22 protein-coding genes and 1 pseudogene are annotated in these 19,223 nt (G+C 70.1%); 11 read left to right on the forward strand and 12 right to left on the reverse strand.

Going from position 1 to position 19,223, the window contains the following annotated elements; translation table 11 throughout:
* Positions 1-6 precede the first annotated feature (6 nt).
* A complete protein-coding gene (locus ATL42_RS13910) occupies positions 7-1,113 on the reverse strand; it encodes a CobW family GTP-binding protein (RefSeq protein WP_098455860.1) in 1,107 nt (368 codons plus the stop codon).
* Positions 1,114-1,185: 72 nt separating this feature from the next.
* On the opposite strand from ATL42_RS13910, the gene rpmB reads away from it, so the two are divergent.
* From rpmB to rpmF, 6 genes are read left to right on the forward strand one after another with little or no spacing between them, the layout of a single operon-like run.
* On the forward strand, positions 1,186-1,422 hold the full coding sequence (gene rpmB, locus ATL42_RS13915; protein ID WP_098455861.1) for a 50S ribosomal protein L28: 237 nt from the start codon (positions 1,186-1,188) through the stop codon (positions 1,420-1,422).
* Entirely contained in the window at positions 1,422-1,592 is a 171-nt protein-coding gene (rpmG, locus tag ATL42_RS13920) for a 50S ribosomal protein L33 (protein ID WP_098455862.1), read from the forward strand. The genes rpmB and rpmG overlap by 1 nt, the downstream gene beginning before the upstream one ends.
* Before the next feature lie 11 nt (positions 1,593-1,603).
* Positions 1,604-1,909, forward strand: a complete 306-nt coding sequence (gene rpsN, locus ATL42_RS13925; RefSeq protein ID WP_098455863.1) for a 30S ribosomal protein S14 — start codon at positions 1,604-1,606, stop codon at positions 1,907-1,909.
* Positions 1,910-1,952: 43 nt separating this feature from the next.
* Positions 1,953-2,219: a type B 50S ribosomal protein L31 gene (locus ATL42_RS13930; protein WP_098455864.1), complete on the forward strand. Its 267-nt coding sequence runs from the start codon at positions 1,953-1,955 to the stop codon at positions 2,217-2,219.
* The gene (ykgO, locus tag ATL42_RS13935) at positions 2,216-2,338 is read left to right on the forward strand and encodes a type B 50S ribosomal protein L36 (protein WP_098455865.1); all 123 of its coding nucleotides are present in this window, start codon (positions 2,216-2,218) and stop codon (positions 2,336-2,338) included. The genes ATL42_RS13930 and ykgO overlap by 4 nt, the downstream gene beginning before the upstream one ends.
* Positions 2,338-2,520, forward strand: coding sequence for a 50S ribosomal protein L32 (gene rpmF / locus ATL42_RS13940; protein WP_098455866.1), 183 nt, complete (start codon positions 2,338-2,340; stop codon positions 2,518-2,520). The genes ykgO and rpmF overlap by 1 nt, the downstream gene beginning before the upstream one ends.
* A gap of 23 nt (positions 2,521-2,543) precedes the next feature.
* On the opposite strand, the gene ATL42_RS13945 is transcribed toward rpmF, so the two are convergent.
* Entirely contained in the window at positions 2,544-3,728 is a 1,185-nt protein-coding gene (locus ATL42_RS13945) for a class I SAM-dependent methyltransferase (RefSeq protein ID WP_098456593.1), read from the reverse strand.
* 271 nt (positions 3,729-3,999) lie between these two features.
* On the opposite strand from ATL42_RS13945, the gene ATL42_RS13950 reads away from it, so the two are divergent.
* Positions 4,000-4,284: an HU family DNA-binding protein gene (locus tag ATL42_RS13950; protein WP_098455867.1), complete on the forward strand. Its 285-nt coding sequence runs from the start codon at positions 4,000-4,002 to the stop codon at positions 4,282-4,284.
* Positions 4,285-4,303: 19 nt separating this feature from the next.
* On the opposite strand, the gene ATL42_RS13955 is transcribed toward ATL42_RS13950, so the two are convergent.
* A complete protein-coding gene (locus ATL42_RS13955; RefSeq protein WP_098455868.1) occupies positions 4,304-5,623 on the reverse strand; it encodes a YibE/F family protein in 1,320 nt (439 codons plus the stop codon).
* A 53-nt stretch (positions 5,624-5,676) separates the two neighbouring features.
* Positions 5,677-8,235, reverse strand: coding sequence for a flippase-like domain-containing protein (locus ATL42_RS13960; protein WP_098455869.1), 2,559 nt, complete (start codon positions 8,233-8,235; stop codon positions 5,677-5,679).
* A 136-nt stretch (positions 8,236-8,371) separates the two neighbouring features.
* Between ATL42_RS13960 and ATL42_RS16865 the strand changes: the two are divergent.
* Positions 8,372-8,845, forward strand: a pseudogene (locus tag ATL42_RS16865) (HdeD family acid-resistance protein); the annotation flags it as partial.
* 306 nt (positions 8,846-9,151) lie between these two features.
* On the opposite strand, the gene ATL42_RS13970 reads toward ATL42_RS16865, so the two are convergent.
* The 3 genes from ATL42_RS13970 to ATL42_RS13980 are packed head-to-tail and all read right to left on the reverse strand — an operon-like array spanning position 9,152 to position 11,157.
* Entirely contained in the window at positions 9,152-10,000 is an 849-nt protein-coding gene (locus tag ATL42_RS13970; protein WP_098455871.1) for a CPBP family intramembrane glutamic endopeptidase, read from the reverse strand.
* Positions 10,001-10,060: 60 nt separating this feature from the next.
* Positions 10,061-10,978: a cation diffusion facilitator family transporter gene (locus tag ATL42_RS13975; RefSeq protein ID WP_098455872.1), complete on the reverse strand. Its 918-nt coding sequence runs from the start codon at positions 10,976-10,978 to the stop codon at positions 10,061-10,063.
* A complete protein-coding gene (locus tag ATL42_RS13980) occupies positions 10,975-11,157 on the reverse strand; it encodes a hypothetical protein (protein WP_098455873.1) in 183 nt (60 codons plus the stop codon). Before ATL42_RS13980 ends, ATL42_RS13975 begins: the two co-directional genes overlap by 4 nt.
* 141 nt (positions 11,158-11,298) lie before the next feature.
* Here ATL42_RS13980 and ATL42_RS13985 point away from each other — a divergent pair, with 141 nt between their 5' ends.
* Complete coding sequence (locus ATL42_RS13985; protein WP_098455874.1) at positions 11,299-11,901, forward strand: DUF305 domain-containing protein; 603 nt, start codon at positions 11,299-11,301, stop codon at positions 11,899-11,901.
* An 18-nt stretch (positions 11,902-11,919) separates the two neighbouring features.
* On the opposite strand, the gene ATL42_RS13990 is transcribed toward ATL42_RS13985, so the two are convergent.
* A complete protein-coding gene (locus ATL42_RS13990) occupies positions 11,920-12,483 on the reverse strand; it encodes a hypothetical protein (protein ID WP_098455875.1) in 564 nt (187 codons plus the stop codon).
* A gap of 179 nt (positions 12,484-12,662) precedes the next feature.
* Positions 12,663-13,289: a copper resistance CopC family protein gene (locus ATL42_RS13995; RefSeq protein ID WP_169925443.1), complete on the reverse strand. Its 627-nt coding sequence runs from the start codon at positions 13,287-13,289 to the stop codon at positions 12,663-12,665.
* Positions 13,290-13,471: 182 nt separating this feature from the next.
* On the opposite strand from ATL42_RS13995, the gene ATL42_RS14000 reads away from it, so the two are divergent.
* Positions 13,472-15,427: an adenylyl cyclase gene (locus ATL42_RS14000; protein ID WP_098455876.1), complete on the forward strand. Its 1,956-nt coding sequence runs from the start codon at positions 13,472-13,474 to the stop codon at positions 15,425-15,427.
* 106 nt (positions 15,428-15,533) lie between these two features.
* Here the strand turns inward: ATL42_RS14000 and ATL42_RS14005 are convergent, their stop codons facing one another.
* The gene (locus tag ATL42_RS14005; RefSeq protein ID WP_098455877.1) at positions 15,534-16,514 is read right to left on the reverse strand and encodes a LacI family DNA-binding transcriptional regulator; all 981 of its coding nucleotides are present in this window, start codon (positions 16,512-16,514) and stop codon (positions 15,534-15,536) included.
* A 158-nt stretch (positions 16,515-16,672) separates the two neighbouring features.
* Here ATL42_RS14005 and ATL42_RS14010 point away from each other — a divergent pair, with 158 nt between their 5' ends.
* Positions 16,673-17,320: a GyrI-like domain-containing protein gene (locus tag ATL42_RS14010; protein WP_245862587.1), complete on the forward strand. Its 648-nt coding sequence runs from the start codon at positions 16,673-16,675 to the stop codon at positions 17,318-17,320.
* A 48-nt stretch (positions 17,321-17,368) separates the two neighbouring features.
* Here ATL42_RS14010 and ATL42_RS14015 read toward each other — a convergent pair whose 3' ends face one another.
* Both ATL42_RS14015 and ATL42_RS14020 read right to left on the reverse strand, forming a co-directional pair.
* Positions 17,369-18,613, reverse strand: a complete 1,245-nt coding sequence (locus ATL42_RS14015) for a Dyp-type peroxidase (protein ID WP_098455878.1) — start codon at positions 18,611-18,613, stop codon at positions 17,369-17,371.
* Positions 18,610-19,215, reverse strand: a complete 606-nt coding sequence (locus ATL42_RS14020) for a copper chaperone PCu(A)C (RefSeq protein ID WP_098455879.1) — start codon at positions 19,213-19,215, stop codon at positions 18,610-18,612. The genes ATL42_RS14015 and ATL42_RS14020 overlap by 4 nt, the downstream gene beginning before the upstream one ends.
* Positions 19,216-19,223: the final 8 nt, after the last annotated feature.

Raw genomic sequence — 19,223 nt, forward strand, 5'->3', positions numbered from 1 at the left:
GCCGCCTCATGCGAGGTCGGCGGGATCGCCGAGCCACGGCTCGAGGACGTCGGGGCGTCCTAGCCAGGCGAGCTCGGCGTCGGCGAGCTCCGCGTCCGTGAGGAGGATCTCCTCGAACACCGAGCGCAGTCGGGCGCGCTCGCCGCGGCCGACACCGGTGAACACGAGCCGGGTCGTCGGGCGGGCGCCCCGCCAGGACCCGAGCGTGCCCACGTAGAGCTGACCGCCGGCGCCGTCCCAGTGGCAGACGGCGTCGGCACGGTTCGGCACATGGAAGACGCCGCGGCTGCGCAGGCGTCCGGCACCGAGCTCCTCGATGCGCTCGAGGAGCCGCTCGGGGTGCACAGGCCGGTCGGACGCGAGCTCGAGGCTCCACGCGTGGTCGGTCTGGCACAGTGATGCCCGGGCGTGCAGCGGGTCGCAGCGTCGTTCGCCTGCGCTCGCGTCGTGCGTGGTGCTGCGCAGGCTCTCGGCGGTGATCTCGTGGAGACCGTCGATGCGCTGCGAGTCGTGGGCCCGCAGGTGGTCCACGAGCTCTGTGCCGCAGCGGGAGCGCAGCCCTGGGTGGGTGTGGCTGCCGCTGCACGTGACGACGAGGTCGGCGTGCTCGAGCTGGGAGGCCAGGGCATCCCCGACGGAGCGTTCGTCGTCGTCTGTGAGCGCGATGCCGCGCTCCGCGAGGGAGTCGATGCCGAGGAGGTCTTCTTCTGCGGTGTCGGCATCGACGGCTGTGACGACGGTCGCCAGCCGCATGCGGTCGAGCGGCGCTCCCGGCGCGGTGGCGGCAGAGAGCGCGTGCGTGACGGCGAGCGACTCGGCGGAGACGGGCAGCGCGAGCACCACGTCGTCCCAGCGGCCGTCCCGGGCGAGGTCGGCGAGGGAGGGGATGGCGTCCTCGCGGACCGCGCAGCTGAGGCATGCGTGCTCGAGCTCGACGGCGACGTCGTCGAGGATCCCGGTGCCGTCGATGACGACGCGTCGCAGGGTGCCGTGCTCGGCATGGATGTCGTGGCGCAGGACGACGGTGCGGGGGGAGTCAACGAGGAGCGCGAAGATCGCGCTCTCGCGCAGGACGGGGTCGATCGTGCTGAGCACGGAGAGGGGGATCGGCATGGTTGCACCCTACGCTTTGACGATAATGATTATCAATACCTATAGTGGGCGCACACTCACCGGAGGTCACCCATGTCAGCCGTCTGCCAGGTCCTTGGCACGAAGCCCGGATTCGGGCACTCCATCTCCCACTCCCACGTCCGCACCAAGCGGCGCTTCGATCCCAACATCCAGAAGAAGCGCTACTGGGTGCCCTCGCTCGGCCGTCATGTCACGCTCCGCGTGAGCGCCCGAGGCATCAAGACGATCGACAGGCTCGGCATCGAGGTCGTCGTCTCCCGCATCCAGGCACGTGGGGAGAAGGTCTGATGGCGGGCAAGCGCGTCGACCTGCGCCCCGTCATCAAGCTCCGCTCGACGGCCGGCACCGGGCACACCTATGTCACGACGAAGAACCGCCGTAACACCCCCGACCGTCTCGTCCTGTCCAGGTACGACCCGGTGGTCCGGCGCCACGTCGAGTACCGCGAAGAACGCTGAGGAGAGCAGTCATGGCCAAGAAGTCACTCATCGCACGAGACCAGCAGCGGCGCGCCGTCGTCGAGCGCTACGCCGAGCGGCGCGCCGAGCTCACGAGGACGGTCTCCGCGCCCGGGACCTCGGACGCGGCCCGGGCCGCAGCTCTCGCCGAGCTCCAGGCCCAGCCGCGGGACGCGAGCGCCACCCGGCTGCGCAACCGCGACGTCGTCGACGGACGCCCCCGCGCCTACATCCGAAAGTTCGGGCTCTCACGCATCCGGCTGCGCGACATGGCGCACCGCGGGGAGCTCCCGGGCGTCACCAAGTCCAGCTGGTGATGTCGACGCCAGGCGTCGACCACCTCGATCTCCAGGAGTCATCATGAAGAACGGCATCCATCCCGACTACCACCCGGTCGTCTTCCGCGACGCGTCCGCGGGCTTCGCGTTCCTCACGCGCTCCACCGCGACGCCGACCACCACGATCGACTGGACCGACGGGGAGACGTATCCCGTCCTCGACGTCGAGGTCTCCAGCGCGAGCCACCCGTTCTACACGGGTACCGCCCGCGTGCTCGACACCGCCGGACGGGTCGAGAAGTTCAACCGCCGCTACGGCCGCTCGTCCCACGAGGGAGCCGGCTCGTGAAGGTGCGCAGCTCGTTGCGGTCCCTGAAGAACAAGGACGGCTCCATCGTCGTGCGCCGTCACGGCAAGGTGTTCGTCATCAACAAGAAGAACCCACGATGGAAGGGCAGGCAGGGCTGATGGCCGTACCGAAGCGCAAGATGTCTCGGTCGAACACGCGCAGCAGGCGGTCGGCCTGGCGAGCGACCCCGGTCGACCTCGTCCCGGTCCAGGTCGACGGGCGCACCGTCCGGATGCCCCGGGCCCTCGTGCGTGCTGTCCACCGGGGGCTCGTCGACCCGGACGCGCTGCCGCACGTCTGAGCGGACGACGCGGCCGTCTGCTCTCAGGGACGGCGAGAGCGCGTCACCGTGAACCGTGGGTCCTGGCCCATCATCGTCGTCGGCCCGACGGCGCGGGCCAGGTCGCGCTTGTACGTCAGGTGCGAGTTGTAGACGGTCCACAGCTCGCCGCCCGGGCGCAGGACCCGGCCCGCGGCGTCGAACATGCGTTGTGCTGTGTCCGTGTGCAGGGCCGTCCCCGCGTGGAACGGCGGGTTGCACACGACGAGGTCGGCGCTCGCGTCAGGCAACGACGAGAGAGCGTCGTCGCGGACGGCCTCGACGCGGTCGCCGACACCGTTGGCGGCCGCAGTCGCCCGGGCGGACCACACTGCTGCCGCGGACTGGTCGGTCGCGACGACGTGGACGTCTGGGCGGCTGCGCGCGAGCACGGTCGAGAGGATGCCGCTGCCGCACCCTGCGTCGACGGCGTCCCGGGCGTCGGGAGCCATCCGCGACAGGAACGTGAGGAGGAACCGTGTGCCGAGGTCGAGGCGCGTCCCCGCGAACACCCCGCCGTGCGCGACGACCGTGAGCCCGAGCTCGTCGAGCAGCGCGGTGCGGGGAAAGGTCGGTGCGCCGAGGGTGCGCGGCGCGCGCGCGACGAGAGCCCTCGACTTGAAGGCACCCAGGCTCGCGTGCACGTCGCCGAAGGAGCGGGCGAGCGTGTCGTTCATCCCGCGCGACATGTGCTTGACCCGCCCGCCGGCGTAGAAGACCACGTCGGGGGAGGCGTGCCGCGCGACCGCCTGGGCGATCTCGTCGAGGGCGTCGAGGCTCTTCGGGAGGCGGAGCAGCACGACCTCGGCGCCGTTCAGCAGGTCGGGGCCGAGCGCCTCTGTGACGGAGCGCGAGCCAGCCTGTGTGTAGCAGTCGATCATGCCGAGGCGCTCGGCGTTCCTCGCGAGCGCCCGCTCGGACGTCAGTGCGTCTTGGTGCACCCTGACGTGGCCGGCGCCGAGCGACACGGACCCGAGGGTGAGCGCGCCGAACTCGTCGTCGAGCACGACCACCCGGCGGCTCTCACGGGCCGAGGAGGACTCCAGGGCGACCGGGAAGAGGTCGGCGGACGCGGATCGGAGCAGGAGCTTGTCGACCCCGTCGAAGCACTCAGGGCCTGCACCTTCTTCGCACGGGTAGCGCCCGAGGTGCGTGAGGAGGCTCTCGAGGGAGTCCTGGAAGGTCGGCATGTCACCAGTCTCCCCGATCGCGGGCATTCGGGCGTCTGGACGGGCCGGTGTAGCACCAGTAGCAAAAAAATGGTACAAAATACCCATCGGGCGTCTCGGAAGTGCCGAACTTTCACCGATTTCCGCGCTGAGAGAAACTCAGGAGGCGGAAATGGCGTCACGAGCGCCCAAGATTACCTAGTGTTGTCCAGGAACACCGGCCGCACGGCTGGCAAGGTACGTCCGACCCCGCTCAGCGCACGCTGTCGCTCGGACCAAAGAAGGGATCCGCATGTCGCTGAACCGCACTGACCTCGTCTCGGCAATCGCTGGCAAGTCCGGCCTCACCAAGACGGACGCTGACGCTGCCCTCGCGGCGCTCCAGGAAGTTCTCGTCGAGTCACTGAGCGCGGGCGAGGCCGTCAAGGTCACCGGTCTGCTCTCCGTCGAGCGCGTCGAGCGCGCCGCTCGCACGGGCCGCAACCCCCGCACGGGCGAAGAGATCTCGATCCCCGCCGGCTTCGGCGTGAAGATCAGCGCTGGAAGCCTGCTCAAGAAGGCTGTCTCCACCAAGTGACATCCCCGACGGCTGCTCGCTAGCCGTCACCACGTCGACGGGCGCGGATCGAGGCACTGGCCTCGATCCGCGCCCGTCGTGCGCTCCGGGTGTCTGCGGTCGCGCCTGTCCTGGCTCCGGTCTGGGGAGCGAGGTCGTGCGCGTGGCTGCTCGGCACGGCTGCGTCGTGGTCGTGGTCGTCCGGGGCGCCCTTCTCCGGGACCGGTGTGAGGACGCCGGACCCACCGACGGCGAGAGCCGCGATCGCGGTCGTCGCCGGGATAGCGAGCACGAGCCCGATGGACCCGACGAGGGTGCGGACCACCTCCTGCGCAATCTCTCCCGACGTGAGGGTCTGGCCGAGGCTCGTGCGCACGAGGCTGATGATGAGGAGCATCGGCAGCGCGGCGCCGAGATAGGCGAAGGCGACGGTGTAGACCGTGGACGCGATGTGGTCGCGCCCGATGCGCATGCCGCGCCGGAAGAGCTCCAGCCGTGACATGTCTGGGCTCACTGCTCGGAGCTCCCAGACCGCGGACGCCTGGGTGATCGTCACGTCGTTGAGCACCCCGAGCCCGGCGAGGACGATCCCGCACAGCGCGATGCCGGTGATGTCGACGTTGGGCGCGTACGCGGGCAAGAACCGCATGTTGTCGTCCAAGAGTCCTGTCACCTTCGTGGCGTCGACCGCCCACGCAGCGAGCACGGTCGTGATGACGAGGCCGAGGAAGGTGCCGAGGAGCGCGGTGGAGGTCCGTGCGTTGAACCCGTGCGCGAGGTAGAGGACGACGAACATCACGCTCGCGGACGTCACGAGGGCGACACCGATCACGCTCTCGCCGGAGAGCAACGCCGGGAGAGTGAACTTCACGACGACGACGAAGGAGATGACGAGCCCGGCCATCGCGGCCAGGCCACGCCAGCGCGCGACCGTGAGGACCACGAGCGCGTAGGCGATCGCGAGGATGGCGATCGGCACGTCACGCTTGAAGTCGAGGAACTGGTACTGGGTGCCTTCGAGGACCGCGTCGGGGATATCGAGGATCTTGTACTGGTCGCCGATCTCCACCCCCGCAGCGACATACTCCGACGGAACCTGGACGACGACGTCCTCGCCGGTCTCCTGCAGCTTCACCGGGACGTGGGAGTCGTCGATCGCCGGGCCGGTGACGGTCCCGTAGACGATCCCGGCGCTGTCGGCGGTCGGGTCGATGGTCTGCCCGGGGGCGTCGTGCGGCCACAGGACGACGAGGCCGACGATCGTCGCGAGGAGTGCTGGGACCAGGAGTGACGCGAGGATGACGCGGACGCGTCGTGAAGCCTTGGGGGCCGGTCCGTGAGAGTGGGCGTGTGCGCTCATCCGGTGATCATCTCAAGGTCTGGGTGCTCTCAGCGCATACGTCTGGCCTGCGGCTACAGGTCCCCGCGCTTCTGCAGGTGCCGCATGGCGACCCAGCCGATGGGGATGCGCAGCCAGTAGGTGACGACGCGGAAGAGGACCACGGCTGACGTCGCGATAGAGGCCGGGACGCTCGCGGTCGTGGTGAGACCCGTGACGAGCGCGAGCTCGATCGCGCCGAGGCCCCCGGGGGTCGGTGCGAGGGAGCCGACGGTGTTGCCCACGAGGAACACGACCGCGACGTCGATGAGCGAGACGTCGCGGCCGAACGCTGCGAGCGAGGCGTCGAACGCGAAGACGTAGCCGAGCGTCATGGTGGCGTTGCCGAGGATGCCGATCCCGATGCGCGCCGGCTGCCCGAGCATCTCGGACAGCCGCGGCCACAGCTGTTGGAACATCGGGCGGAGCCTGCTGTGCAGCCACCGGCGGACGACAGGCACGAGGAGCGCGGCTGCGCCGACCACGGCGACGGCGATGATCGCCGCGAGGACGGTCGCGGACGGGAGGCTCCGCAGCGCACCGCCGTCGCCGGTGAGCACGGAGAGCAGCACGAGGAGCAGGATCGTCACGACGAACTGCGACGCCTGGACGAGAGCGACGGTCGCGACCGCGAGCGACGTGCTCACGCCGCGCCGGGTGAGCATCCGCAGGTTGAGCGCCGCGGGCCCGATCCCGGCCGGGGCAGCGAGCGCGACGAAGGACGCTGCGGCCTGGACGAGCGTCGCGCGCACGAGAGGCAGCCTGACGGGCGAGAACGCCACGAACGTCACGGCGCCGCCGACCCAGGTGAGGAGCCCGAGGGCGAACGCGACGGCAGCCCACCAGGGCTCGGCGTCGAGGACGGCTTCCTCGATCTGGTCGAAGTTGATGGTGGTCACGACGACAGAGACGGCGATGATCGTGACGACGAGGGTGAGGATGGTCCGTGCCCCGAAGCGGACGAGCTGGACGGGCTCGACGTCGGCCTGGGGGAGGCGCTCGACGAGGGCGCTGCGGAGCCCGGGCAGGATCTCGCGCTGGGCTCGGAGCTGTTCGCGGGTGCTCGCGGGCAGGGCGACGCTCTGCATGAGCGGGCCCATGGCGATGATGTCGCTCTCGTCGAGGACCGCGACGGCGGAGGCCATGGCGCGCTCCGCGCCGACCCGGATCGCGAGGACCGTGATCATCTGCGTGAGGTCCATCCGCCGGGCGAGGGCGGAGGAGGCGACGTCTCCTGACTCCCAGCCGGTGAGCCACACCTGCGGCTCGGCGTACGGACCGGTGCCGACGAGCACGACGTCGGACGTGAGGGCGCGGTGCGCGAGCCCGGCGGAGTGCGCGATGTCGAGCTGGCGCCAGGCGTCTCGCAGGACGTCGTCGGTGATGCGTTCGACGGGCATGTCGCGCAGGGGGACGGTGCCGACGGCGTGCTGCTGGACGAGGAGCATCGAGTCGTCTGCCTCGGCGATCCCCTCGAGCGTGGGGGAGCGGACGCCTGCGGCCTGGGCGGCGTACGCGAGGAGGGCTGCCCGCTCGGCGACGGCGCGCAGGGAGATGGCCGACCGGCCGTCGAGCCCTCGGAGCCGCAGGGAGCGCCAGGCGCGGGTGAGGAAGCCGATGACCTGGCGGTCGCCGTCGAGCACGACGACGTCGAGGCGGGGGCCGTGCTCTTGGGTGAGGGCGTAGACGCGGCTGTCGGAGTACCGGGCGATCGAGAGCGCGGAGGCGTCTGGCTCGGTGACCTGTCCGCCGTGGACGTGCACCTCGTCTGCGACGTCGCGGACGCGGACCAACGACACGGGGTGGAACCCGGCGCGGCGCACGCCGTCGACGAGGTCGTCGCCGTAGGCGCGCTCGCTGCGCACGCCGGCGACGTAGCGGACGCCCAGCCCGGCGAGGCGTCCGAGGAGGAGGGTGAGGAGCACCCCGGCGAGGGAGACCTGGCCGATGACGAGGACGATCGCGAGGGAGACCCACAGGAGGTTCCAGGAGAAGGAGACCGTGCGGCGTCGTGCGCGTCCGGCTGCGGTGAGGAGCCCGGTGACGCCGGCGACGTAGCCGGGGACGGTCAGCGTCGAGACGCCCCGCAGGGGGACGGACATCCCCTGGATGAGGTCGGCGGAGCCCCAGGTGACGAGGCTCCACGTGACGACGGCGGCGAGTGCGAGCCCGAGCACGAGCGCGGCGATGCACTCGACGACCTGCCGTCCGAGCCGGCGGATCGCGATCTCGGCGAGGACGGCGAGGGGGACGAAGAGCGTGACGAGGCCTTCGAGGACGGCCACGGGCAGGAAGAGGACGCTCGCGAGGACGGAGGAGAAGCTCTGGACGTCGGACTGGACGCCTTCGGTGGTGCCGTGACCGAAGACAGCGAGGACGAGGACGAGGACGGCGGCCAGCGCGGTGAGGATGATCGCGAGGAGGTCGCGGGGCTGGCGGACACGGTCGAGGGGGGTGTCGACGACGAGGACGGAGAGGCGTTCGTCGTCGTCCTGCACGCGGGGTCGGCCGGGTCCTGTCCCGAGCGGCGCGTCGGGCACGTGGTAGTCACCGACGTCGTGCACCACCGGCTCGGGGCGCTCGGAGGTCGACATGTTTGCGAGTCTATGGTCAGCCCTTGCGGATACCGCGGCGTTATCACGGGGCGTCGGTCACGTGTCGGTGACGTCTCGTCAGGTCAGTCTGGCGTCGCGGACCTACCATGGCTCTCACCGACAAGAAAGAGCAGCCATGTCACGCAGGTCGTCCACCTCGTCCACCGCCCAGAAGGCCCGACAGCCTGCCGCCACCGTGTCTGGCTCGCTGCGCAGGGTCTGGTGGATCCCGCTGCTGCGCGGGCTGTCCCTCATCGTCCTGGGGCTCCTGCTCATGGTCGAGCCGCTGGGCGTGCTGTCGACGCTGGTCGTCGTGTTCACGGTCTTCCTCCTCATCGACGGGTTCGTCGCGGTGCTCCAAGGTCTCGTGAACCGGGACCAGCAGGGGTGGCGGTGGTGGCTCGTGCAGGGCGCGGTCGACCTCGTGTTCGCGGTCATGGTCGTCGTGTGGCCGAGCGTGACGGCTCTCGCGCTCTTCTACCTGCTCGTCGTGTGGGCGCTCTCTCTCGGTGTCGTCGCGATCATCGGAGCGGCTGCGCTCCTGCGCAACCGCGACCTCGCATGGCCGTGGCTCCTGAGCGTGGGGCTGCTGTCGACGCTCTTCGGGCTGATGCTCCTCACCAAGCCCCAGACGGTCGGGGGCGTCCTGAGCGTCACCGTCACGGTCTTCGGCATCTACGCCTTCGCGTCCGGGGCCGTCCACGTGGTCTCGGCGTTCTCTGTGCGCTCTGTGGCCCAGTACATCGACAAGGCGCTCGACGGGGAGAGCCCGGTGCTCGACGCGATCGTCGAACGGCGTGCGGAGTCTGCACGCGCGGCCGGTGCACGCGCTGAGAATAAGGAGGCTGTCCGCGACGAGGCGAAGCGGCTCACCGGCGGGATCATCGTCCTCGACGACCCGGACGACGGGCACGCGTCATCCGACGCCCAGGACACGCAGCCACTCCTCGGGAAGGAACGCGTAGCCGACGAACGCCACCACGTCGAGGATCGTGTGGGCGACGACGAGCGGCATGACGCGCCGGCGCCCCCAGCGTGACGTGTAGAACCAGGTGAACAGGACGCCCATGACGACGTTCCCGACGAACGGCCCGAAGCCCTGATAGAGGTGGTAGGAGCCGCGCAGCAACGAGCTCGCGACGATGATCTTCACGCGTGACCAGCGCAGGTCGTCGAGCCGTTCGGTGAGGTACGCGACCACGATGACCTCCTCGAGCAGCCCGTTCTTCAGCGCCGCGAGGACGAGGACCGGGATCGTCCACCAGTACGGGTCGAGCGTGGCCGCCTGGACGTCGACCGTGATCCCGAGCGCGCGGCCGGCGGCGTAGAGCGCGAGGCCGGGGATGCCGACGGCCGCCGCCAGGGCGAGTCCGTACCCCGTGTCGCGCACGGGGCTCGCCCGGTCGAGGCCGATCCGGGCGAGGGTCCCGCGACCGCGCGCGGACAGCAGGTAGAGCGCGAGCGCCACGGGCACGAGCGTGAACCCGATCGACAACAGCTGGTACGTGAGGTCGAGGTAGGGGCGTGGTGACTGCGACGTGTTGAGCGCGGTCGACTGCTCCCCCAGCGGGGTGCCCTCGGTGAGGCGCGCGACGATGTTCGTCAGCGCGTAGACCCCGGAGCGGCCCAGGCTGAGGCCGAGGACGATCCAGATCTCCACGCCGATCCGTCGGCGGGCCGACCGGTCGAGGACGTCGCCGGAGGCGGGGAGCGGGCGGTCCGGCAGGGCTCGGTCCGCTGCCGCGGGTGTCGGGTCGAGGGGCATGGAGTTCGTTATAGCACCGGGTCCTGGACGTCGGGAGGCCTGCGGCGGCTCGGGATGTGGTCAGTCGTGGTGGACGAGCTCGTGGCCCTGGTGCTCGGCGGGCTCGAGCTGGAACGTGCAGTGGCTGATCGCGAAGTCGGTGGACAAGCACTCGGCGAGGGCATCGAGGACCTCTCCGGACCGGCCTCGTGCGATGCACTCGTCGTCGACGACGACATGGGCCGAGAGGGCAGGGACCCCGCTCGTGATGGTCCACGCGTGCAGGTCGTGGACGTCGACCACCCCGGGGACTCCTCGGACGTGCTCGCGCACGGTGTCGAGATCGAGACCGCGCGGGGTCGCCTCCAGCAGGACGTCGACGACCGAACGCAGGAGCGACCATGCGCGCGGCAGGATGAAGAGCCCGATCGCGAGCGACGCGACGACGTCGGCCCGGGCGTAGCCGGTGGTCGCGATGACGACTCCCGCGATGATGACAGCGACGGAGCCGACGAGGTCTCCGAGGACCTCGAGATAGGCCCCACGGAGGTTGAGGCTCTCCTTCTCGCCCTGGCGCAGCAGCAGGAGGCTTGCGAGGTTGGCGAGCGCGCCGAGCGTCGCGGTGACGAGCATGAGCGTGGTCCCGACCTCGGGAGGGTCGTCCCACCGCTGCACCGCCTCGACGATGACCCAGACGGCGAGCCCTCCGAGGAGCAGCGCGTTGGCGAGCGCGGCGAGGATCTCGGCACGCTGGAGGCCGAACGTCCGGCTCTTGTCGGGCGGTCGGGCGGCCAGACCGGTCGCGAGGAGCGCGATCGCGACGCCGGTGGCGTCGGTGAGCATGTGGCCGGCGTCGGCCAGGAGCGCGAGCGACCCGGAGACGAGACCGCCGACCACCTGGATCCCGACGACGCTCAGGGTGATCGCGAGCACCCAGACGAGGCGCTGGCGGTGACGGCCGGTCGCGGTGCCGTGGGTGTGGCTGTGCCCGCCGCTCATCGCGGGGACGTCCGGGAGCCGGGTGAGATCGACGGCCCGGTCCTCGACGACGGCCCGGTCCAGGCAGCGACCCGACCAGGAGCCTCGTGGCGCTCCCCGAGCGCGCGCGCGGCCGTGACCAGTGCAGACATCTCGGAGGGCGTGAAATGAGGTGCGACGCCCGGCACGATCGTCGTCATCTCGCGATCGTATCGCGTCGCCCGTGAGCCTGACCAAGGACCCACCGAGGCCGACCCGCGATGTTGTTAATATGACGCCATGCGGGCAGGGCTCACATCCCGTCCCTGACGCCCGCAGCGATCCCATGATGGAGCATCTCGATGAAGACCCCCCGTACCGCTGCCGTTGCAGTGTCCCTGGCGCTGTTGGGCGCCCTTGCTGCGTGCGGCGGTGAGTCGGACTCGCCCGCTCCCGAGGTCGCGTCTGATGCTCCGGCCCCGACCCACACAGACGTCGACGCCTCGTTCGCGCAGCTCATGACGGTGCACCACCAGACCGCTGAGGAGATGTCCGGTCTCGCCGAGATCAACGGCGGGTCGCAGGACATCAAGGACCTCGCGGTCAACATCACGGACGTCCGGGACACCGAGGTCGACGCGATGACGTGGTGGCTCAAGGTGTGGGGCGAGGAGAGCGCGGCGAGCGCCGAGGCGAACGGTCTGGACTACACGAGCATGCAGATGGACGGGCTCTCGCCCGAGGAGGTCATGTATCAGCTCGGAGGTCTTTCTGGGGCGGAATTCGACCAGCGCTATCTCGAGCTCATGATCGTCCACCACAAGAATGCGAACAACGCCGCACAGAAGGAGATCAGGGACGGCGCCAACGGCGACGCCATCCGGCTCGCTGAGGCGATCGTCGCGACCCAGAACGAGGAGATCACCACGATGGAGACGATGCAGACGGCGCTCACCGGATTCTGAGGACGGTCGCCTGGCCGTTCAGGGAAGGACGCGTTCTCCGACGGTCCGTGCTGTCCCGTAGACCGCGAGGAAGTAGCTCGTGCTGCTCGGGACGTCGATGTCGACGTCGATGCTCGCGGTGGCGCTCGCGAGGTGCAGCGGCGGCGTCGTGAACACCGCGATCGTCGGTCCGCCGCAGGACGCACCGTCCGTGGCGGTCAGTGCTTCGTCTGTCTCGGCGGCGACGAGCGAGATGGTGTAGGCGATGGGCCGCGCGCACGTCAGCACGAGGGCCAGCGACTCGTGACCAGGACCGGCAGGCAGGCTGATCGACGACGCCCCCGACCCCGCAGCGTCGATCAGCAGCGTCGACCCGTCGAGCTCGGACGGCATGAGCTCGGGGTTGTCGTGCCAGAACTCGACGGCGCTCTGCGCCGTGCCGTCCGGAAAGGCGTCGGTGACGGGCGGCCGTTCTCGCAGAGCGCCGTGGTGCGCGCGCTGCGGTGGGTGCGGACGCTCGTCCGGCGGTGCGCAGCTCGTGGACGTCACGGTGAGCAACGCCGCGGCCACGAGGGCGGCCGTCGTGTGCGCGCCGTGCTGCATCCGCTGCCTCCTGCGGGTCGCAGGTCGATTGCTCGACCCTGGGGAATATCCGCCAGGCTAGCACCGGGATTTCGTCGGTGAGAAGTATTTCTAGGGTGATTGACCGGGTGGTTGTCGATAAACCGTCCGGTCATTGCTGAGGGAAATTCACTGACCGTTGGTCGGTGAGGTTATCGGTATTATCCGTTCCGATTCTTGCGCCACCTGGACCAGACCAGGACGCCGATCCCGGCGCAGAGGCCGAGCGTGCCGCCGATGATGATGCCAGGCCACGGGAGGGAGTCCTCGGTGTCGGTGTCAGCGTCAGCGGCGGTCGAGGTTGCCTCGGCGGACGGTTCCGGTGCGGTCGTCGATGTGTCGGTCGGTTCGGCGGAAGGGGACTCGAGGGGCTCCTCGAGCGCGGTCACCTCGGGAGCCGGGTCGACGGTGCTGGCGGGGTCTGCGACCGAGAAGGCGAAGGTGCCGTCGATCGGGTGGCCGTCGGCGGACACGACCCGCCAGGTGACGCCGTAGGGGCCGTTGGCGAGCGGCGGCATGTCGAAGGTCGCGCTCGCCCCGTCGATCGCGGGCACGCCGGCAGCGACCTGGGTTCCTGCGTCGTCGACGACGAGGACCTGGCTGCCGACGGCCTGGATCTCGTCGGTGAACGTCAGCGTGATCTGCGGGGGGCTGACGGTGAGCTCGGCGCCGTCGGCCGGGTCCGAGCTGATGATGCTGTCGTGCGCGCTGGCCGGCGCGAGGGAGACCGCCACGAGCCCGAAGGTGGCGAGGAGCAGGGCAAGGAGGCGTGCGACGTGGGTTCTCACAGCGTCCACCCTAACCGGGAGCCTCACGAATCCATCGGATGCGCACCCGGAGCCTGACGCGACCGTCGCCGCGTGGGCCGCAAGCGAGGTGGTGCGGCTCTTGCCCGTTGTGCGGCATTCCCCTAGGGTGAACAGCGGGGTGACACGAGTCACCTGCGGAGACCTCAACGAAGAGAGTCGACATGTCACCAGCACGTCCGAGGCGCCGAGGGCGCCTCTCCCTCACGGTCGCGGCTGTCGCGACCGCAGCGCTCGTCACGTCCGGGGCTGCCGCCGCAGGCCCGGTAGCACCCGCGGTCGCAGACGTCTCGGCCAGCAGCACTTTCTCGGCCGGCCGCTCCACACCGTCCGTCGACCTCGGTGAGAACGTCATCGTCTTCGACGAGTCGATGGCGACCGCGGACATCGAGTCGCAGGCGAACGCGATCGCCGACGCCCAGGTCGACAACGAGATGGGCACCGCCCGCTGGAGCCTGCTGTTCAAGCCCGGCACCTACGGGACCGCCGCCGACCCGCTGCAGATCCGGGTCGGCTACTACACCGAGGTCGCCGGTCTCGGCGCGTCCCCGGCCGACGTCGTCATCAACGGCAAGATCGAGAGCTACAACCGCTGCCTCACCGCAGACAACTGCATCGCGCTGAACACCTTCTGGCGCTCGTTGTCGAACCTCACGCTCGACATCAGCGCCGAGGGACAGGACGGGTGCCGCGGGACGGCCAACTTCTGGGCCGTCTCCCAGGCTGTCTCGGTCCGTCGGCTCGACGTCCGTGCAGACGAGGGCGACCCGACCTTCTCGCTCATGGACTACTGCACGAACGGCCCGCAGTACGCCTCGGGCGGGTTCATCGCCGACTCCCGCTTCGGCACCGTCGTCAACGGCTCCCAGCAGCAGTGGCTGACGCGCAACAGCGTCGTGGACGAGTGGAGCAACGGCGTCTGGAACCAGGTCTTCTCCGGGGTCGAGGGCGCGCCCGACGACGCCGGCTTCCCCGACCCGACGTACACGACCGTGGACAACACCCCGGTGAGCCGCGAGAAGCCGTACCTCTTCGTCGACTCCCGTGGCGCCTACAAGGTCCGCGTGCCCCAGGCGCAGACCGAGAGCCGAGGGATCTCGTGGGCCGACGGCACGACCGCCGGGCGCAGCATCTCGCTCTCAGACTTCTACGTCGCGTCTCCTGGCGACTCGGTGAAGACCATCAACAGCCAGCTCGCACGCGGCAAGAACCTCCTCCTCACCCCGGGCGTCTACGACGTAGACAGCAGCATCACGGTGAAGCGGGCGAACACCGTCGTCCTGGGCATGGGCCAGGCCACGCTGACCGCGGTGGGAGGGTCCACCCCCTTGGTCGTCTCAGACGTCCCCGGGATCGTCGTCGCGGGAGTGACGATCGACGCGGGAACCGAGAAGTCTGACGTGCTGCTCCAGGTCGGCAGCGTGCGCAACGGCAACGGCAACGGCAACAGCTCGTCGAGCTGGCTCCGCAAGATCACGACGCCTAACCCCATCACGCTCTCCGACGTCTACTTCCGCGTCGGTGGACCGCACGTCGGCAAGACCGACACCGCGATGCGGATCGACGCCGACGGCGTGCTCATCGACCACACCTGGGTGTGGCGTGCCGACCACGGCGTCGAAGGCTTCACGGACGGCGTGAACGGCGACACCGACCGGTGGAACACGAACACCGGCACCACCGGTGTCGTGGTCACCGGCGACGACGTGACCGCCACCGGCCTCTTCGTCGAGCACTTCCAGCAGCGCAACCTGCTCTGGGAGGGCGAGCGCGGGACAGTGATCCTGTTCCAGAACGAGCTGCCCTACGACCCGCCCACGCAGGCCGACTGGACCCAGCCCGACGGGACGCTCGGCTGGCCGGGATACACGGTGGCCGCTGACGTGGAGACCCACACGTTGTTCGGGGCAGGTGTCTACGTGTTCAACCAGAACAACCCCGACATCGTGACAGCGTCCGGCTTCTCGGTGCCGAGCACGCCCGGGGTCCAGCTGAACCACGTCATGACCGTCAACCTCAACGCCGGGACCGTCCAGCACGTCGTCAACGACACCGGTGCACAGGTCGACTCGAGCGCACCGGGTGTGCCGAGCTTCGTCACGGTGTACCCGGAGCCGTGACCGACAGCTGACCGACAGCTGACCGACAGCTGATCGACCGGACGACGCTGCGGGCCTGGTGGGACCTCCCACCGGGCCCGCGGTGCGTCGTGACGCGCTCAGCCGGTCAGGTGGAGTCGCGTCCGACGACGGCGAGGACGTCCGGCGGCCAGGGCAGCCGGCCGTCGTCGCCGTCCAGGGCCGCGATCGTCGCGGCGGCCAGGTAGGCGGCCTGCAGCTCGATGGACTGGGAGATCGTGCTCAGCGCCGGGCACGCGAGCCGGGCAGCAGGGGTGTCGTCGACGCCGATGACCGCCACGTCGGTCGGGACCGCCATCCCTTCGGCTCGCAGCCCGGCGAGGACGGCGAGCGCCACGTCGTCGTTGTATGCGGCGACGGCGTCGGCCCCGGCGTCGTGCCAGATCGTCGCGGCGGAGCGGGCCGAGGCGACCTCGAGCTCGAGCGTGGCCACGACGGGTGCGGGCAGGCCTGCTGCTGTGCACGCCTCGGTGACGCCGACGAGGCGCGGCTCGGAGAACTCCGCGAGGCGAGAGTCGGTCGGCCCTGCCCAGCCGATCCGTCGACGCCCGCGTGCGACGAGGTGCTCGACCTGCATCTGGCCGATCCGGCGCTGGGAGACGGCGTACGACGTGGCGTCCGGGTGGCCTGCGTCGATCCGGGTGCCGACCACCCGGATGCCTGCTCGGCGCATCGACTGGACGTCCTGCGGGGCGAAGGCGGTGAGCCCCACGACGGTGTGCGGTGTGACGACCCGCCACAGGTCGGAGAGGGGGCGAGGGCCTCGGCCGTGGTGGACGAGGACGGACATGCCTCGCTCGGCGAGGTCGTCGGCGAGGTGGTCGAGGAGCGTGTCGATGACCGGGCCGATGGGCCAGTGGGGCAGCACGACGAGGACGAGGTCGCTGCGGCCGCGTCGCAGGGTGCGGGCTGCGGCGGACGGTGCGTAGCCGAGCTGTTCCGCTGCCTCGAGCACACGGCGGCGGGTGGCGTCGGAGATCGTCGTGCCCGAGCGGTCGTTGAGCACGTAGCTCACCGTGGTGCGTGACACGCCGCTGGCGTGCGCCACGTCCGCGCTGGTCACTGCCACTGTGCCTCCTGCCCTAGATCCTCACCTCGACGATAGCTGCGTGGCGTGCGTCCGGACGTCACCGTGCGGCTGCTGAGCAGCCTGACCCGTGCCGCCGCGCCGGGCGGTGCGGGGTTTCCTATGCTGGCCATGACAGGTGCTCGTTCTCGAGGAGTGGGGTGACGGTCATCGACGACGTGGGGACGACGGCAGCCAAGTACGACATCAAGCGAGATCTCAAGGCCGTGTACTCGGCACCGACGACAGACTTCGTCCGTGTCTGCGTGCCACCGATCCAGTATCTCGCGGTCGACGGTGCTGGTGACCCGAACACCGCGCCCGCGTATGCCGAGGCGATCGAGACTCTCTTCGGGCTGTCCTACGCCGTGAAGTTCGCGAGCAAGACGACGCTCGGTCGCGACTACGTGGTCGGTCCGCTCGAGGCGCTGTGGCGGTCGGGGGACCTGGGCGCGTTCGTGTCGCGCGACAAGGGCGCGTGGGAGTGGACGGCGATGATCGCGCAGCCCGCGTGGATCACGGCGGAGCTCGTCGACACCGTCCACGCCCGGCTCGCCGCGACGAAGGATCTTCCCGCCTCGGAGCGGGTCCGGCTCGTCGTGCTCGACGAGGGGGACTCGCTGCAGATCCTCCACATAGGCTCCTACGACGACGAGGCGCCCACCCTGCACCGGCTCCACGAGGAGCACATGCCCGCGAACAGCCTCACGTTCGCCGGCGACCACCACGAGGTCTATCTCAGCGACGCGCGCCGCACCGCTCCCGCGCGGCTCAGGACGATCCTGCGGCAGCCGGTCGCGCCGCTCTGACGACGAGCGACGTGCCGGCCGACGCCGGTGGCTCCTGGGCCTCGACGGTCACGCGAGGAGCGTGTCGCCGATGTATCCGCCCTCGGAGCAGCCGGGCGGGATCGCGAAGACGGCCGAGCCGATCGGGGTGGTCCACTGGTTGAGGAGGTCGAGCTCGTCGAGCCGACGCTGGAGGGGGACGTACTGGGCGTCGACGTCGACCTGGTAGGCGGCGAACAGGAGACCCGAGCTCGAGACGTCGTCCCCGGTGGGAGCGCCGTCGTAGCTGTACCCGCGGCGGAAGATCCGCTGCGAGGTGTCCTCGGAGCGGGCCCGGCGCAGGTGGGAGAACTCCGGGATGACGGGGAAGCCGATCGCGGTGGTCGCGTCGAAGTCGGGCTCGTCGTGCTCGTCGGTGCCGGTGAGCGGTGCGCCGTGCGCGAGGAACCGCCCGGTGGACTGCTCTCGTCCGCTGCGGTCGAGGCGGTCCCAACCGTCGAGGTCCATGCGGATCCGTCGCAGGACGAGGCTCGTCCCGCCGGCGAGCCACCCGTCGGCGATCCAGACGACGTCACCGAAGTCGGTCGTGGTCGGTGCGGGGTTGACGGTGCCGTCGACCTGGCCGAAGAGGTTGCGCATGGTGGTGCCGGACTTCTCCGAGCCGTGGGCCCGACGGAAGCCGGTCTGGACCCAGCGCACCGTCGTGAAGCTGCGGGAGTCCTTGAGGAGCATCCGCTGGGCGTGGGCGACCGTCAGCGCGTCGTCGGCGCCGATGTGGACGAGGAGGTCCCCGCCGCTCCACGCGTCCTCGAGCTGGTCGATCGTGAACTCCGGCAGCGGACGCAGCCACTCGGGTGGCGCGGCGGCGTCTGTCGCTGCGCGACGGACGAGCTCGGGGCCGAACCCGAACGTCACGGTGAGGCGCGCGGGGATGCGGGCGAGCTCGGGCTCCGAGTCCGCGAGCGCCTCCATGCCCTGTGTCAGCCGTGCGGCGTCGTCGGTGAGCACCTTCATGAGGCGGCGCAGGCTGTCACGGTCGACCTCGGGACGCAGGTCGAGCGCCAGGTAGGTCGCGTGCGCCTGGGGCGGGGTCTCGACCCCGGCTTGGTGGATGCCGTAGAAGTCGATCGTGCTGGCACCGTTGAGGGCCTGCTCGGCCTCGGTGGTCGGGGCGTCCGGGGTGTCGTCCTGTGCGAGCGCGTCCGCGCCGATCGCGGCGACAGCCCCGATCCCGGCGACAGCCCCTCCGAAGAGGAGCTGTCGCCGGGAGGGTCCGCCGCGACCAGGGGCGTGCGCCTGGTCGCGGGACGTCATTCGTTCATGTCCGTCTCGGACGGGGTCGCGTCGGTCATGTCGCCCATGTCGCTCATCTCGTCGTCTGCGCCTTCGTAGTTCTCGTTCGCGCCCGAGTAGTCCTTGGCGGGCGCCGTGAACTCGACGGTGGAGTCGTCGGAGAAGGTCAGCGTGAAGGTGATCTCGTCACCGGCCGTGACCGGGTCGACGAGGTCCATGAGCATGATGTGGTTGCCGCCCGGCGCGAGCATCAGGTCGCCGCCCGCGGGGATGGTGAAGCCGCCGTCCTTCGCGCGCATGGCCATCTCGCCGTCCTCGTTCTCCACGGTCTCGTGCAGCTCGACCATGCTGGACGCTGCGGTGGTGGCGGAGGTCACGGTGACGTCTTCGGTGCCGGAGTTCTTGAGGTCGCCGAAGGCAGCCGACATCCCCTCGTCGGCAGCCTTGACCCAGGCGTTCTCGATGGTCACGGACTCGGCGGCGGTGCTCGCCGTGGTCGCGGCAGGAGCGTCGGACGATGCCGCCGGGGACTCGGTCGTCGTGTCGGAGCTGCTGCACCCGGCCAGGGCGAGGAGGGCGACGGTGGCCAGGGCGACGGTGGGCTTGGTCAGGCGTGCAGACATGTGAGTCT

Origin of the sequence: Sanguibacter antarcticus (assembly GCF_002564005.1) — a bacterium.
GTDB classification, from domain to species: domain Bacteria; phylum Actinomycetota; class Actinomycetes; order Actinomycetales; family Cellulomonadaceae; genus Sanguibacter; species Sanguibacter antarcticus.

Excerpts from the sequence above, each read along its gene's own strand:
- ATL42_RS14020 (WP_098455879.1), bottom strand. The coding sequence starts at position 19,215 with ATGTCTGCACGCCTGACCAAGCCCACCGTCGCCCTGGCCACCGTCGCC.
- ATL42_RS13910 (WP_098455860.1), bottom strand. The coding sequence starts at position 1,113 with ATGCCGATCCCCCTCTCCGTGCTCAGCACGATCGACCCCGTCCTGCGC.
- rpmF (WP_098455866.1), top strand. The coding sequence starts at position 2,338 with ATGGCCGTACCGAAGCGCAAGATGTCTCGGTCGAACACGCGCAGCAGG.
- ATL42_RS13955 (WP_098455868.1), bottom strand. The coding sequence starts at position 5,623 with ATGAGCGCACACGCCCACTCTCACGGACCGGCCCCCAAGGCTTCACGA.
- ATL42_RS13960 (WP_098455869.1), bottom strand. The coding sequence starts at position 8,235 with ATGTCGACCTCCGAGCGCCCCGAGCCGGTGGTGCACGACGTCGGTGAC.
- ATL42_RS13970 (WP_098455871.1), bottom strand. The coding sequence starts at position 10,000 with ATGCCCCTCGACCCGACACCCGCGGCAGCGGACCGAGCCCTGCCGGAC.
- rpmB (WP_098455861.1), top strand. The coding sequence starts at position 1,186 with ATGTCAGCCGTCTGCCAGGTCCTTGGCACGAAGCCCGGATTCGGGCAC.
- ATL42_RS13930 (WP_098455864.1), top strand. The coding sequence starts at position 1,953 with ATGAAGAACGGCATCCATCCCGACTACCACCCGGTCGTCTTCCGCGAC.
- ATL42_RS13975 (WP_098455872.1), bottom strand. The coding sequence starts at position 10,978 with ATGAGCGGCGGGCACAGCCACACCCACGGCACCGCGACCGGCCGTCAC.
- ATL42_RS13945 (WP_098456593.1), bottom strand. The coding sequence starts at position 3,728 with ATGCCGACCTTCCAGGACTCCCTCGAGAGCCTCCTCACGCACCTCGGG.
- ATL42_RS14000 (WP_098455876.1), top strand. The coding sequence starts at position 13,472 with ATGTCACCAGCACGTCCGAGGCGCCGAGGGCGCCTCTCCCTCACGGTC.
- ATL42_RS13980 (WP_098455873.1), bottom strand. The coding sequence starts at position 11,157 with ATGACGACGATCGTGCCGGGCGTCGCACCTCATTTCACGCCCTCCGAG.
- rpmG (WP_098455862.1), top strand. The coding sequence starts at position 1,422 with ATGGCGGGCAAGCGCGTCGACCTGCGCCCCGTCATCAAGCTCCGCTCG.
- ATL42_RS13950 (WP_098455867.1), top strand. The coding sequence starts at position 4,000 with ATGTCGCTGAACCGCACTGACCTCGTCTCGGCAATCGCTGGCAAGTCC.
- ATL42_RS14015 (WP_098455878.1), bottom strand. The coding sequence starts at position 18,613 with ATGACGTCCCGCGACCAGGCGCACGCCCCTGGTCGCGGCGGACCCTCC.
- ATL42_RS13985 (WP_098455874.1), top strand. The coding sequence starts at position 11,299 with ATGAAGACCCCCCGTACCGCTGCCGTTGCAGTGTCCCTGGCGCTGTTG.
- ATL42_RS13990 (WP_098455875.1), bottom strand. The coding sequence starts at position 12,483 with ATGCAGCACGGCGCGCACACGACGGCCGCCCTCGTGGCCGCGGCGTTG.
- rpsN (WP_098455863.1), top strand. The coding sequence starts at position 1,604 with ATGGCCAAGAAGTCACTCATCGCACGAGACCAGCAGCGGCGCGCCGTC.